Annotated in this window: 13 protein-coding genes; 5 read left to right on the top strand and 8 right to left on the bottom strand. The window is 69.3% G+C overall.

All coding sequences use genetic code 11. From position 1 onward, the window contains the following. Positions 1 to 166 precede the first annotated feature (166 nt). On the top strand, positions 167 to 640 hold the full coding sequence (locus VMT65_RS15360) for a M23 family metallopeptidase (protein ID WP_326308874.1): 474 nt from the start codon (positions 167 to 169) through the stop codon (positions 638 to 640). 140 nt (positions 641 to 780) lie between these two features. Beyond that, a complete protein-coding gene (locus VMT65_RS15365; protein ID WP_326308875.1) occupies positions 781 to 1,296 on the top strand; it encodes a DUF1990 family protein in 516 nt (171 codons plus the stop codon). A 273-nt stretch (positions 1,297 to 1,569) separates the two neighbouring features. Here the strand turns inward: VMT65_RS15365 and VMT65_RS15370 are convergent, their stop codons facing one another. The 5 genes from VMT65_RS15370 to VMT65_RS15390 form a co-directional block, all read right to left on the bottom strand. After that, complete coding sequence (locus VMT65_RS15370; protein ID WP_326308876.1) at positions 1,570 to 1,935, bottom strand: hypothetical protein; 366 nt, start codon at positions 1,933 to 1,935, stop codon at positions 1,570 to 1,572. A 58-nt stretch (positions 1,936 to 1,993) separates the two neighbouring features. Next, positions 1,994 to 2,758, bottom strand: a complete 765-nt coding sequence (locus VMT65_RS15375) for a siderophore-interacting protein (protein ID WP_326308877.1) — start codon at positions 2,756 to 2,758, stop codon at positions 1,994 to 1,996. Between the two features lie 85 nt (positions 2,759 to 2,843). Further along, positions 2,844 to 3,635, bottom strand: a complete 792-nt coding sequence (locus VMT65_RS15380) for an N-formylglutamate amidohydrolase (protein ID WP_326308878.1) — start codon at positions 3,633 to 3,635, stop codon at positions 2,844 to 2,846. A gap of 17 nt (positions 3,636 to 3,652) precedes the next feature. After that, positions 3,653 to 4,576: a tyrosine recombinase XerC gene (locus tag VMT65_RS15385; protein ID WP_326308879.1), complete on the bottom strand. Its 924-nt coding sequence runs from the start codon at positions 4,574 to 4,576 to the stop codon at positions 3,653 to 3,655. A gap of 273 nt (positions 4,577 to 4,849) precedes the next feature. Further along, positions 4,850 to 5,527: a FadR/GntR family transcriptional regulator gene (locus tag VMT65_RS15390; protein WP_326308880.1), complete on the bottom strand. Its 678-nt coding sequence runs from the start codon at positions 5,525 to 5,527 to the stop codon at positions 4,850 to 4,852. A gap of 192 nt (positions 5,528 to 5,719) precedes the next feature. Between VMT65_RS15390 and VMT65_RS15395 the strand changes: the two genes are divergently transcribed. The 3 genes from VMT65_RS15395 to VMT65_RS15405 are packed head-to-tail and all read left to right on the top strand — an operon-like array spanning position 5,720 to position 9,812. Further along, positions 5,720 to 7,204: an amino acid permease gene (locus tag VMT65_RS15395; protein ID WP_326308881.1), complete on the top strand. Its 1,485-nt coding sequence runs from the start codon at positions 5,720 to 5,722 to the stop codon at positions 7,202 to 7,204. After that, positions 7,201 to 8,322: an asparaginase domain-containing protein gene (locus VMT65_RS15400; protein WP_326308882.1), complete on the top strand. Its 1,122-nt coding sequence runs from the start codon at positions 7,201 to 7,203 to the stop codon at positions 8,320 to 8,322. Before VMT65_RS15395 ends, VMT65_RS15400 begins: the two co-directional genes overlap by 4 nt. 50 nt (positions 8,323 to 8,372) lie before the next feature. Continuing rightward, on the top strand, positions 8,373 to 9,812 hold the full coding sequence (locus tag VMT65_RS15405) for an aspartate ammonia-lyase (RefSeq protein WP_326308883.1): 1,440 nt from the start codon (positions 8,373 to 8,375) through the stop codon (positions 9,810 to 9,812). A gap of 41 nt (positions 9,813 to 9,853) precedes the next feature. Here the strand turns inward: VMT65_RS15405 and dprA are convergent, their stop codons facing one another. The 3 genes from dprA to VMT65_RS15420 form a co-directional block, all read right to left on the bottom strand. Continuing rightward, positions 9,854 to 11,071: a DNA-processing protein DprA gene (dprA, locus tag VMT65_RS15410; RefSeq protein ID WP_326309188.1), complete on the bottom strand. Its 1,218-nt coding sequence runs from the start codon at positions 11,069 to 11,071 to the stop codon at positions 9,854 to 9,856. Between the two features lie 122 nt (positions 11,072 to 11,193). After that, positions 11,194 to 12,702, bottom strand: coding sequence for a YifB family Mg chelatase-like AAA ATPase (locus VMT65_RS15415; protein ID WP_326308884.1), 1,509 nt, complete (start codon positions 12,700 to 12,702; stop codon positions 11,194 to 11,196). Further along, positions 12,702 to 13,058 carry a YraN family protein gene (locus VMT65_RS15420; RefSeq protein ID WP_326308885.1) on the bottom strand — a complete coding sequence of 119 codons (357 nt, stop codon included), beginning with the start codon at positions 13,056 to 13,058 and terminating at the stop codon, positions 12,702 to 12,704. Before VMT65_RS15420 ends, VMT65_RS15415 begins: the two co-directional genes overlap by 1 nt. Between the last annotated feature and the right edge of the window lie 35 nt (positions 13,059 to 13,093).

Below are 13,093 nucleotides of genomic sequence, written 5' to 3' on the forward strand. Positions count from 1 at the left end.
CAACGCTATCCCGCCCGCGCCCCCACAAGCGCACCCTGATCCCATGCCCCCACACCCATCACCCACGCACCAGTCAGGAGCCTCGGGCAGACCAGCCCTGGGCATACCGGCTATTCCGTTTCCAATCGGACGGGTCGTCCCGGTTCTCGCCGCGTGGGCTGCCGTGATGTTGGCGGTGGTGGCGACAATCGGGCTGCCTGCGGCCGCGGCCGCGGCGGGCGACTTCGACTGGCCGTTGCGGCCGCGTCCGGCTGTGGTGCGGGCGTTCGACAAGCCGGAGCACGATTGGCTTCCCGGGCATCGGGGCGTGGATCTGGCGGGCGGGCAGGGGCAATCGGTACTGGCGGCGGGTGATGGGGTGGTGGTTTTCGCCGGAACCGTCGCCGACAAGCCGGTCGTTTCCCTCGACCATCCGGGCGGACTGCGCACCACCTACGAACCGGTCACCGCCACAATCCCGGTGGGCCGCAGGGTAACTCGCGGCTCCCCCATCGGCACCCTCCAACCCGGCCACCACCCCTGCTCCCCCTGCCTGCACTGGGGCGCCCGCCGCGACCGCGAATACCTGAACCCACTGGGCCTGCTCCACCACGCGCCCATCCGCCTGAAACCCCTCACCCCGGACGGCCCCGATGCCTGAGTATCCGCCCGGAGTCTGGGCATCCGACATCCAAGAGGCCGACGAAACTGTCGTGGTCGGGCGAGGGTTCGCACCCGATCGCGCGGTGATCCGAACAACTCGGCAATCCCGCGAACCGAGGAATCCGGAAGGATGAAGTCATGTCTCAGTCCGCTGCTCCCGCGCCCTTCACCTACCCCGACGTGGGCGCGACCCGGGGTGAGTTCCCGCCGGGCTATCACCACTTTCGCCTTCGCCTTCGAATCGGCTCCGGCCGAGCGTTTTTCGAGCGAGCGGGGGAACAGATCCGCGCCTACGGCATGCAGCGCGGCACCGGGATTTTCCAGCACGCCACCACCCCCACCGCCGAGCCCGGCACCGAACTGACGGTCCGCCTCGGCCTCGGTCCGCTAGGTATCAACGCACCCTGCCGAGTCGTCTACGTGCTCGACGAACCCGACCGCCGCGGCTTCGCCTACGGCACCCTCCCCGGCCATCCGGAAATCGGGGAGGAACTCTTCGCCGTCGAATACGACCCGACCGACGACTCCGTCTACGGCATCGTCGTAGCCTTCTCGAAGCCAGGCGTCTGGTACGTCCGCCTGGGCGGCCCCATCGTCCGCCTCATCCAACGCTGGTTCGCCCACCGCTACATCGCCACCCTCCGCCCCAACTGACCGAACCTACCTGCCTCACACCGCATTCCGGCGCACCGACAGAAGCTGCGAGGCGCATCAGCCGTGCGTGTTCGACGACGCTCGGTCGCTCGAATACGCGGCCAGGTCGCGGGCTTCGCCCCGCCGCGCACACGCTCTGCCCGCACCGAGGCGGTAGCGCGCAGGCACTCGACGTCGCCAGCGCAAGGCTGATCGCGGCCCGGCAGGGCCCGAGTTGACCGGCGACCAGCCAGCCCAGGCCGAGATGACCGGCCCGGGCAGACCGGCTGCCGGTCAGGGCAGGTCGAGGTGGGTGGCTAGGGCGGTGGCTTCGGCTCGGAGGGTGGCGGCGCGGTCGGTGCCGTTGGGGTGGGAGTCGTATTCCTTTGCGGCGGTGAGGCGGTCGTCGATTTCGCGGCGGACGATGGCGGTGATGTCGGGTTCGGTGAGGTGGCGGCGGGCCACTTCGGCGGTGCCGAGGCCGACGGGGCTGGATTCGATGGCCCCAGCGCGCACGTCGGATCCGTCTACCGCTTCGGCGTTGTCGATGGCAGCCAGGGCGGAGCGCAGGGCCGCGACGGCGGCGCGGTCGCGGGCCTTCATGGCGGTGGGGAGAGCGGCACGCAATCGCTCACGCAGGGGCGTGTTCTGGGCTGTCATGGTCGCGACCGTACGGCGGCAAACCTCCCGCGTCGAGTGTTTTTCGCGGGCGATTCGCTCAAACGCCTGCGGGAGTGGACTTCTCACGCTCGGCGAGTTCGGACTTCCAGCGGCGGAAGCCTTCCTCGGTGCGACCGCGACGCCAGTAGCCGGAGATGGAGGCGGCCCATTCGGCGGGGATGCCGCGTTCCTTGCGGATGTAGGGGCGCAGGTCGTGCATGACGGCCTGGGCTTCGCCGTGAATGAAGACCTGGACCTGACCGTCGAGCCACGGCGCGGACCGGACGGCCGCGGCGAGGCGCTCGCCCGGTTCGGCCTCACCACGGTGAATCCAGGTGAGCTCCAGACCTTCCGGATGGACGAAGGTGAGCTCGTCGGCCGGACCGGCGACCTCCACGAACACCTGCCCCACGGCATCGCCGGGCAGGGCCGCACACGCGGCGGCTATGGCGGGGAGGGCGGATTCGTCACCGGCCAGCAGATGCCAGTCGGCGTCGGGGCGCGGGGCGTACCCGCCGCCGGGTCCCATCAGCTCGATGCTGTCGCCCGGTTCGGCCGCGGCGGCCCAGGGCCCGGCCACGCCCTCGTCCCCGTGGTAGACGAAATCGATCGCGATTTCCTGGGCGGCCCGATCCACCTCCCGCACGGTGTAGGTGCGAACGGTGTCGCCGTCCGGGCCGGGGAAGACGAGTTTGACGTAGGCGTCGGTGAATTCGTTGGGCTGGAAGGTCGCGAAACCGGGACCGCCGAGGCGGACCCGGATCAGGTGGTCGGTCAGTCGAATCGTGTTCTGGACCACCAGTGTCGTGCGTGTGCGTGCCAAGGGGCCACCTCCATTATTAGGATTACCTAAGTGACGCTAGCACGAATTCCGATAGGTCGTCGATAGTGTTTCGATAAATCGTCGGTCATGAGATCGCGGCGATGAGCGATGCCAGCGCCGCCGCCAGCTGATCTATTCCCGCGCCGGGCGGCCCACCGGGCTCGGCCATATACGTGTCGCGGCGGATTTCCACCATCAGCGCGGCGACCCGCGCCTCCCGGCCGTAGAAGTCGAGCGGCACATAGGTTCCCGCGAACGGACTGTTGACGCCCACACCGCCGAACTCCACGAACGCGCCCGCGGCGCGAGTCAGCAGTTCGGGCGGGGTGTGAAGGGTGTCCACCCCCAGGCAGATCGGCGGGCGGAGACCGTCGCCGTGCAGTTCGTAGGGCAGCCGCTCGCTCGGGTAGGAGTGCAGATCGATGATCACGGCACGGTCCAGCGCCGCGAGCCGATCGGCAACCACCTCGGTCATGGCGCGCGCGTAGGGATGGAAATACCGGTCCAGCAAGGGATTCGGGTCGAACTCCGGTGCGCGCAAGGGCCGTCGATCCGTGGTGGCCGTATAGACCGCGCCCATGCCTACCGCGTTCATCTCCTCCCGCTCGTCGGGAAAGCGCTCGGGGTCGACGACCAGCCGCGAGAGCCGATTCACGAATCGCCACGGACGCACCGCCGCCAGATCCGCCGCGTGTTCGGCCAGCCGCGCGGTGTGCGCATCGGTGATCGCGTCGAGTTCCCGCTCCAGCGCCGCATCGTCGAGCAGCAGATCGGCGCGCACCGCGGGCGGTATCGCGCGGGCGGAATGCGGAACGTGCAGCAGCACCGGCGAATCGGCCGCACCCGGGAGCAGTTCGACCGATTCGGGGATGAGCATTGTCGAGACCTCGGCGTTCAGGCGCGCGGATGAGCTTGGTCGTGAACCTTTTTCAGCCGCTCGATGGATACGTGCGTGTACAGCTGCGTCGTCGCCATACTCGCGTGTCCCAGGATCTCCTGCACCACCCGCAGATCGGCGCCGCCCTCGAGCAGATGGGTGGCGGCGGTGTGGCGGAATCCGTGCGGACCGATATCGGGTGCCCCGGGAATCGCGGAAACCACCTCGTGCACAACGGTTCTCGCCTGACGCGGATCGATGCGCCGCCCCTTGCGGCCGAGCAGCAGCGCCCGTCCCGACTCGGGCGTCGCGAGCGCCGATCGCCCGTACCGCAGCCACGCCTCCAACGCCTGTTCGGCCGGCCCACCGAAGGGCACGGCCCGCTCCTTGTTCCCCTTCCCGAGCACCCGCACCAGCCGCCGTTCCCGATCCACGTCCTCGATGTCCAGCCCGCACAGCTCGCTGACCCGAATCCCGGTGGCGTACAACATCTCCACGATCAGTCGATCCCGCAGCGCCATCGGATCCCGCTGCTCCGCCCCCAATTGCGCCGCCTCCATGGCCGCCCGGGCCTGCTCCTTCCCCAACACCGACGGCAGCACCCGATGCGCCCGCGCCGACCCCAGCCGCGGCCCCGGATCCACCGCCAGCCGCCCGGTATGGGTCAGCCACGCGGTGAACGTCCGCGCCGAGGACGCCCGCCGCGCCATGGTCGTGCGCGCCGCCCCCGCCGCCGACTGCGCCGCCAGCCACGACCGCAACAACGCCAGATCCACTTCCCCCACACCGGAATCCACCGCCCGGTTCAACAGATGCTCCAACAGCCCCCGCGCATCCCCCACATACGCCCGCACCGTGTGCTCCGACCGATTCCGCCCCAACCGCAAATGCCGCCCATACTCGGCCAGCAGCGCCTCCAAATCCTCGGGCAGCTCACTCATCCCCCCACGCTGTCGCGAATCCGCCCCCAAGGCAAGCACCCTCGCCGACGACGACGCCGCGGTCCCCGCCCCGACGCTGTCCCAGCCGGCCCGGTCTACGAAACCGGTGCTGCCGGAACCCACCGCTCGCACCACTGGCGCGCCACAGTAGTCGAATGTGCGCAGCGAGCGGCGGGTTGCCGATCGAGCGCCGCGCGGAGCGGTGGGCGTTCGCACCGTGGATTCCGGCGGTCCGGTCCTCGAAGCAGGTGACCGGCCGGTGGGATCGGGGTGTCAGGTGTCGATGCGGGCGAGGGTTTCGGCTACGCGCTCGAGGTGTTCGGTCATGGCGAGGCGGGCCTGCTCGGGGGAGCGGGCTTGGATGGCGCGGACGATCGCCTCGTGTTCGCGGTCGGAGTCGGCTCGGCGGTCCTGGGTCAGGTTGAGGAACTCCGACTGGACGTCGAGGGCGCGGCGGGTGTCGGCGACCATCGAGGTCAGCATCTTGTTTCCGCTGGCCGCGGCGATGGCGGTGTGCAGTTCGCCGTCGTGGCGGACCCATTCGCGGGCGTCCGTGGCCGCGGCGAGGGTGTCGAGGAGGGTGAACAGGTGCTCGAGCTGTTCGGGAGTGTGACGTTCGGCGGCGAAGCCCGCGGCCGGAATCTCCACCAGGCGACGGGCCTCGATGAGATCCGCGGCGGCGATACCGGCGAAGGTCAGCCGCTCCTTCTCCTCGGTCGAGATGACGAAAGTGCCTCGGCCGGTGCGTGTTTCGGTGAGTCCGAGAATGGCGCAGGCCTGCAGCGCCTCACGCAGCACGGGGCGGCTCACCCCGAATTCCTTGGCCAGCGCGATCTCCCCCGGCATGCGGTCGCCGACCGCGTACTCACCGCTGGTGATCAGGCTCTTGAGTCGACGAAAGACCGCTTCCGTAGCGCCGATGCGCTGCACACGTCCCTCTTCGACAGTCACGCGACCAGTATGGGCGACCCGGCTCGAGCCGCGCAAAACGCTCGCCACGGCGTTTCCCGGTGAGCCACCCGGCCGTTGACAGCCCGTGTGACGCCACTTACAGTTCACCTGTCTTACAGCCTGACAGCCTTACTGCCTGAGCGCACATCCACGCTCGCAAAGGCTGGATGCGGCCCCCCAGGAGGGTTTTCCATGCAGCTCGACCAACCGCCGTCCGCGGCGCCCACCACCGCGCCGACGGCCCCCGCCGCGCGCGTCGACGCCGGTGACCTCGGCTATCAGAAGCAGTTGCGCAAGCGACACATGCGCATGATCGCCATCGGCGGATCCATCGGCACCGGCCTGTTCCTCGGCGCCAGCGGCCGCATGGCCCTGGCCGGACCATCGCTGGCCATCGTCTACATCGTCTGCGGCGTGTTCACCTTCATGGTGGTGCGCGCGCTCGGCGAACTGGTCATGTACCGCCCCTCGTCCGGAGCGTTCGTCTCCTACGCCCGCGAATTCCTCGGCGAGCGCGGCGCGTACTCGGTCGGGTGGCTGTACTTCCTGAACTGGTCGACGACCTTGGTCGCCGACATCACCGCGGTCGCGTTGTACGTGCACTACTGGTCGTTCTTCGTGCCGGTGCCGCAGTGGGTGCTGGCGCTGGTCGCGCTGGGCATCGTGGTCGGGCTGAATGTGTTGTCCGTCAAGCTGTTCGGCGAACTGGAATTCTGGTTCGCGCTGGTCAAGGTCGGCACCATTGTCGTATTCATGCTGGTGGCCATCGGTTTCATCGTCACCGGCACCGACCTCGGCGGCCACACCCCGGGCCTGTCGACCATCACCGACAACGGCGGCGTCTTCCCGCGCGGTCTGGCCCCGATGCTGACCATCGCCCTGGGCGTGGTGTTCGCCTTCGGCGGCACCGAGATGATCGGTGTCGCCGCGGGCGAATCCGATGATCCGCGCGCCGTGGTGCCGAAGGCCGTCAACTCCATCATGTGGCGGATCGTGCTGTTCTACGCCGGATCGGTCGTGCTGTTCACGCTGCTGCTGCCGTGGACCGCCTACTCCGCCGGGGAGAGCCCGTTCGTGACGGTCATGGGCAAGATCGGCATTCCGCACGCCGGTGACGTCATGAACCTGGTGGTGCTCACCGCCGCCATGTCCAGCCTCAATGCCGGTCTCTACGCGACCGGGCGGACGCTGCGTTCGATGGCGGTCGCCGGTACCGCACCGCGGTTCGCGGCGCGGATGAACGGCCGCGGCGTGCCCTACGGCGGCATCCTGCTCACCAGCGCGGTGGGCATCGCCGGTGTGGTGCTGAATCTCGTTGTGCCGCAGAAGGCCTTCGAGATCGTGTTGAACCTGGCCGGACTCGGCATCGTCGGCACCTGGGCCTCGATCATGATCTGCCACTGGATCTTCGTGCGCCGCGCCGAACGGGGCGAGTACGCGCGACCGGAATTCCGGCTGCCGTACGCACCCGTGCTCAATGTCCTCACCCTCGGGTTCCTGCTCGCGGTGGTGGTGCTGATGTTCTTCGACACCGAGATCGGGCGCATCACGCTGGTGACGTTCCTCGGCGTGGTGGTGGCCATGGTGATCGGCTGGTACCGGGTGCGCGGGCGGTTGAACACCGAGGTGCTCGCGCCCGTCGACTCCGCCGCTGGCGAAGGGAAGTCCGCCCTATGACCCGCGCGGCAGCCGATCTCGCTGTGCCGGAAGTCTCGGTGCTGAGGGTCGAAATCCTGTACACCGGGGGCACTTTCGGCATGGTCGAGGGCGGCGGCGGTCTGCGTCCGCGCGCGGGAATGGGCGGTGAGGTCGCCGACCTGGTCGACGCCTACACCGACCGGTTCGGGATTCCGGTCGAGTTCCGCTACACCGAACTCGACCGCGTCATCGACAGCGCCAATGCCGATCCCGAGACCGCCTGCCGCATTGCCCGCCGGGTACGCGCCGCGATCGCGACCACCGGGCCCGACGGTGTCACCACCGGGCCCGACGGTGTCACCACCGGGCCCGACGGTGTCACCACCGGGCCCGACGGTGTCACCACCGGGCCCGACGGTGTGATCGTCATTCACGGCACCGACACCATGGCCTACACCGGCGCGCGCCTGGCATTCGAACTGCACGACATCGCCGTCCCCGTGGTCCTGACGGGTGCGCAGATCCCGCTGGGCCGACCGGCCAGCGATGCCGCCGACAATCTGATGCTGGCGCTGAATTCGATTGCCACCCAACCCGCTCCGGGGACCTTCATCGCCTTCGGGTCGTCCCTGCATCCGGCGGTGCGGGCCAGCAAGCGCAGCAGCGACGGCTACGACGGGTTCACCACGGTCCGCCCACTCACCCCGCCGTCGATGCCACCCGCCCGTCCGGCGGCTTCCCCCGGGGTCGAAACCCCCGGTCCGGTCGGGCTTTTCACCGTCTTCCCGGGCATGGACTCCACCCTGCTGGATGCCGCCCTGCGGATCTACCACGGCGGCGTGGTGCTGGAGTGCTACGGCGCGGGAACCATGCCGACCTCCGACGACACGGTCACCGCGATCCGCCGGGCGACCGAGCGCGGGACGCCCGTCGTCGTGATCACCCACTGCGACAGCGGAACCGTCGACCTGGGCCTGTATGAGCCCGGGCGCGCCCTGCTGGCCGCGGGCGCGATCGGGGGCGGCGATCTGACGCGGGAGGCCGCGCTGGCCAAACTCGCCCATCTCGCCGGACTCGGGCTCGACGCGGACGAGGTGCGGCGGTGGATGACAACCAATCTGGTCGGCGAACTCGCCGATCCCACTTCGCACCAATGACTTTCCCCTTTCCTTCCTGCCAGCCACAAGCCGAACGCATGGAGACGACAATGACCGGTAACCACACCGAATCGACCGACACCCACACCGAGTCGACCGAGACCCGCACCGAACAGGATTCGCTGGGCACGTTCGAGGTGCCCCGGGACGCCTACTGGGGCGTCCATACCGCCCGCGCCCTCGACAATTTCGCCATTTCCGGCGAGCGCATCGGCCACTACCCCGCGCTGATCACCGCGCTCGCCGCGGTCAAACAGGCCGCCTGCCAGGCCAATCGCGAACTCGGCCTGCTCGATGAGCGGCGGGCCGAGGCCATCGAGGCGGCCTGCGCCGAAATCCGCGGCGGCGCACTGCACGAGCAGTTCCCCATCGACCCGATCCAGGGCGGCGCGGGCACCTCGACGAATATGAACGCCAACGAGGTCATCGCCAATCGGGCGCTGGAGCTGCTCGGCTACGAGCGCGGCGACTACGCCGAGCTCGACCCGCTCGACCACGTCAATCTCGGCCAGTCCACCAATGACGTCTACCCGACCGCCGTGAAACTCGCCGTCATCGCGCATATTCGGCGGCTGGTCGCGGCGCTGGAGCGGCTCGCGGACGAATTCGCCCGCAAGTCGGCCGAATTCGCCGATGTCATCAAAATGGGTCGCACCCAGCTGCAGGATGCCGTGCCCATGACCCTCGGGCAGGAGTTCGCCACCTTCGCGATCATGCTGCGCGAGGACTGCGCCCGGCTCGAGGAGGGCACCGCGCTGCTGCGCGAGGTCAATCTCGGTGGCACCGCCATCGGCACGGGCATCAACGGGCATCCGCTGTATCCGGCGCTGGCCTGCGCGCGGCTGGGCGAGATCACCGGGGAGAACGTCGTTCCGGCCGAGAATCTCATCGAGGCCACCCAGGACTGCGGCGCGTTCGTCCAGGTGTCGGGCATTCTCAAGCGGGTCGCGGTGAAGCTGTCCAAGACGTGTAACGACCTGCGGCTCATGTCCTCCGGACCGATCACCGGCCTGCGCGAGATCACCCTGCCACCGGTGCAGGCGGGCTCCTCGATCATGCCCGGCAAGGTCAACCCGGTGATCCCGGAAACGGTCAACCAGATCGCCTTCGAGGCCATCGGCGCCGACCTGACGGTGACCATGGCCGCCGAGGGCGGCCAATTCCAGTTGAACGCCTTCGAGCCGATCATCGCCCACAGCCTGCTCCGCATCACCGCGCACCTCACCGCCGCCGCCGACACCCTCGCCACCAAGTGCGTCAACGGCATCACCGCCCACCGCGACCACCTCGAATCCGGGGTCAACCGCTCCATCGGCATCGTCACCGCCCTGACCCCCCACATCGGCTACGCCGCCAGCGCCCGAATCGCCAAGCACGCCTTGCAAACCGGTCAGTCCGTCGCCACCGTCGCCACCAAACTCGGCCTCCTCACCGCCGAAACCGTCGCCGAACTCCTCGCCCCCCACCGCCTGGCGGGCCTGCCCGACTGACGGTCCGGTGGGCCCCGACCGGGTCGCTCGCTCGTGCGCGGTCATCGGTGTCGCTCGTGGGCGGCGGCGATGGTGGTGGCCGATGACGACGGTGGGGTCAGGCGGTACCAGCCGTCGCCGTCGCAGCCGACCAAGCCCGCGATCTCCAAGGCCGACAAGGCCGCTCGGATCGCGGGCACCGGCAGGCCGGTGTCGGCCGCGACGCCTCGGGGCAGGCGGGAGCCGGTGCTCGGGAGGGCGGCGAGGACCAGTGCCTCGTCGCCGGAGAGGTTGTCTTCCGGGCTGGGCGGCACCGCGCCCGGCAGCGAGAGTCGCAGTGGTCCGGCCTCATCGAGAATGTCCTCGGCGCGCGTCACGATGAACGCCTCGCCCTCGCGGATCATGCGGTGGCAGCCGATCGAGGCGGCCGAGGTGATGGGGCCGGGGACCGCCATGGCCGGGCGGCCGAGGCGGCGGCACCATTTCACGGTGTTGCGCGCGCCGCTGCGAATTCCAGCCTCCACCACCACAACTCCATCCGCCAGGGCCGCGATCAGCCGATTGCGCGCCAGAAAATAGTGCTTTCGCGCGGATGTGCCCGGCGGGTACTCGGTGACGACGAGTCCGGTATCGGCGATCTCGGCCAGGAGTTGGTCGTGCTGAACGGGATACGGGCGATCCGGACCACAGGCGAGCACCGCGATCGTCATGCCGCCGACGCCGAGAGCGGCACGATGCGCCATACCGTCTATGCCAAAAGCCGCCCCGGACACAATGGTCCACCCGCGAACGGCCAGTTCGCCCGCGATCTCCCCGGTCGCGTGGTTCCCGTACCCGGTACTGCACCGGGCACCCACCACGGCGATCGCCTTCTCGGTGGATTCCAGCAGCGACCGCTTACCCCGCACCCACAGCACCAAGGGCATCGCCGCGTCCGGATCCTGTTCCGGGTCCAACTGCCCCAGCCCCAGCATCCGCCAAGCGGGCCACTCCGCATCGTCCGGCGTCACCACCCGCCCACCCAACCGCTCGATATGCGCCAAATCCCGTTCCGCCCTCTCGATCCCCCGCCGCAACTCGGTAGGCCCCCGCAGCACCTCCGGCAGCTCGCACTCCCGCACGGCCCGCGCCGCCTCCATCACCCCCACCGACTCGATCAACGCCGACAGCGCCGCACACGGCCCTTCGACCACCCGCGACAAATACACCCAGGCCAACCTCCGCTCATCCGCCGACCCACCCCCAATCGGCTCGCCGCCACCGCTTTTCGCCCCGTGCATCGCTCCCGTCCACCCGGAGCCCCGACCGAATTCCGAGAGTCGCTCCGACGGCGCATGCGTTGTCGCCGAATCGAATTCCGCAGGAGAACCGGTGTTCTGATCCAAGGTCATATCGGGCTCGCTCATGCTCCACCTCGCTGTCGGAAACTCAAGGCCTGCAGGACGTCCTGGGCATTGGGCAGTTCGCCACCGCGAAGGTCGCAAACAGTCCAGGCGACCCTTATCGCGCGATCGGCTCCGCGGGCGGACATTCGCCCGTGGCGGAGTGCGTTTTCCACCGGTGCCAGCGCCTCGTGTGGGAGGCGGAAGCGTTGGCGGAGAACGTGACCCGGGACCTCGGCATTTGTCGACATGCCGAGTTCCGCCCACCGTTTCGCCGCCGCTTCGCGGGCCGCGGCCACCCGGGCTCGGACTGTCTCGCTGCTCTCGACCTCATCACCCGTGAAGGCCCCGGCGGCTTGGGCGTGCATCTGCACCGAGAGGTCGATGCGGTCCATCAGTGGGCCCGACAGCTTGCCGAGGTAGCGGCGGCGCGCCAAAGGGGCGCAGATGCAATCGATATCGCGGGCCGGGGCGCAGGGGCAGGGGTTCGCGGCCAGGACCAGTTGAAAGCGAGCCGGGAAGCGACTCACACCGTCACGGCGTGCGATCCGAACCTCGCCCTCCTCCAAGGGAGTCCGCAGGGCTTCCAAGACTTTCGTGCCGATCTCGGCACATTCGTCCAGAAACAGCACCCCCCGATGGGCGCAACTGACCGCGCCCGGCCGCGCTGTTCCGGAACCGCCGCCGATCATGGCGGTCACCGAGGACGAATGATGCGGAGCCACGAACGGCGGCGCGGTGACCAGCGGCGCATCATCCGAGAGGGTGCCCGCCACCGAGTGAATCGCGGTGACCTCCAGCGAATCCCGCTCCCGCAGCGGCGGCAGCAACCCCGGAAGACGCTGCGCCAGCATCGTTTTGCCAATGCCGGGCGGCCCGGTCAGGAGCAGATGGTGACCACCGGCGGCCGCGACCTCCAACGCCCAGCGCGCCTCGTCCTGGCCGACCACCTCCCGCAAATCGCCGATCGACGGGGCGACCGGCGGCACGATCGGGTCCGGCGGCGTCAGCTCACCGCCACCTCGCAGCCAATCCAACAATTCGATCAGCGTGGCCGCGCCGAGCACACGGACACCGTCCACCAGACCCGCCTCCGGCAGCGCGGCCGTCGGTACGATCACCGCGCGACGGCCGGCGGTCCGAGCCGCCAACACCGCCGGGAGGATGCCGCGCACCCGCCGCACCCGACCGTCCAGGGCCAACTCCCCCAACAGCACCGCCTCGGACAGCCGGTTCGAGGGGATCGCCCCGGCCGCATCGAGCACGGCCCCGGCCAAGGCCAGGTCGTACACGCTGCCCACCTTGGGCAACGTCGCCGGGGACAAGGCCAGGATGACGCGCCCGTCCGGCCATTTCTCCCCCGAGTTCGTGACCGCCGCCCGCACCCGGTCCCGGGATTCCTGCAGCGTGGTGTCCGGGCGGCCCACCAGATGCACCGACGGCAGCCCCTGGCCGATATCGGCCTCGATCTCCACGAGTTGGCCCTCGACGCCGTTGACCGCGACGGAATAGGCCCTTCCCAGCGGCATCAGAACACCGCCTTGAGATGCCGGATCTCCGGGGCCCGCCCGTGCGGGAGCACGATCGCGACGACATCGAAGCGCACATCGCGCCAAGGCCCCTTGTGCTCGCGCAGCCACACGTGCGCCGCATTCCGTATGCGCTGCTGCTTGAGCGGGGTGACCGCTTCCTCCGGCCGCCCGCAGGACAGCCCGCGACGCGTCTTGACCTCGACGAACGCGGTCATCCCGCCGTCTTCGGCGATGACGTCGATCTCGCCGGACTTACATCGCCAGTTGCGGGCGATGATCGCCATACCGGCGGCGCTGAGAAAGCTCGCCGCCAGTTCCTCCCCCTGCGCTCCGAGCGCCAGATGCTGTGCCATTCAGCCAGCATGGCCGGACCCGTGACGGGACCGGC

The sequence above is a fragment of the Nocardia sp. CDC153 genome (assembly GCF_035818515.1).
GTDB lineage: Bacteria > Actinomycetota > Actinomycetes > Mycobacteriales > Mycobacteriaceae > Nocardia.

Coding starts and splice junctions, on each gene's coding strand:
- dprA (WP_326309188.1), bottom strand. CDS start 11,071: ATGCACGGGGCGAAAAGCGGTGGCGGCGAGCCGATTGGGGGTGGGTCG.
- VMT65_RS15360 (WP_326308874.1), top strand. CDS start 167: ATGTTGGCGGTGGTGGCGACAATCGGGCTGCCTGCGGCCGCGGCCGCG.
- VMT65_RS15420 (WP_326308885.1), bottom strand. CDS start 13,058: ATGGCACAGCATCTGGCGCTCGGAGCGCAGGGGGAGGAACTGGCGGCG.
- VMT65_RS15385 (WP_326308879.1), bottom strand. CDS start 4,576: ATGAGTGAGCTGCCCGAGGATTTGGAGGCGCTGCTGGCCGAGTATGGG.
- VMT65_RS15365 (WP_326308875.1), top strand. CDS start 781: ATGTCTCAGTCCGCTGCTCCCGCGCCCTTCACCTACCCCGACGTGGGC.
- VMT65_RS15415 (WP_326308884.1), bottom strand. CDS start 12,702: ATGCCGCTGGGAAGGGCCTATTCCGTCGCGGTCAACGGCGTCGAGGGC.
- VMT65_RS15395 (WP_326308881.1), top strand. CDS start 5,720: ATGCAGCTCGACCAACCGCCGTCCGCGGCGCCCACCACCGCGCCGACG.
- VMT65_RS15370 (WP_326308876.1), bottom strand. CDS start 1,935: ATGACAGCCCAGAACACGCCCCTGCGTGAGCGATTGCGTGCCGCTCTC.
- VMT65_RS15380 (WP_326308878.1), bottom strand. CDS start 3,635: ATGCTCATCCCCGAATCGGTCGAACTGCTCCCGGGTGCGGCCGATTCG.
- VMT65_RS15405 (WP_326308883.1), top strand. CDS start 8,373: ATGACCGGTAACCACACCGAATCGACCGACACCCACACCGAGTCGACC.
- VMT65_RS15400 (WP_326308882.1), top strand. CDS start 7,201: ATGACCCGCGCGGCAGCCGATCTCGCTGTGCCGGAAGTCTCGGTGCTG.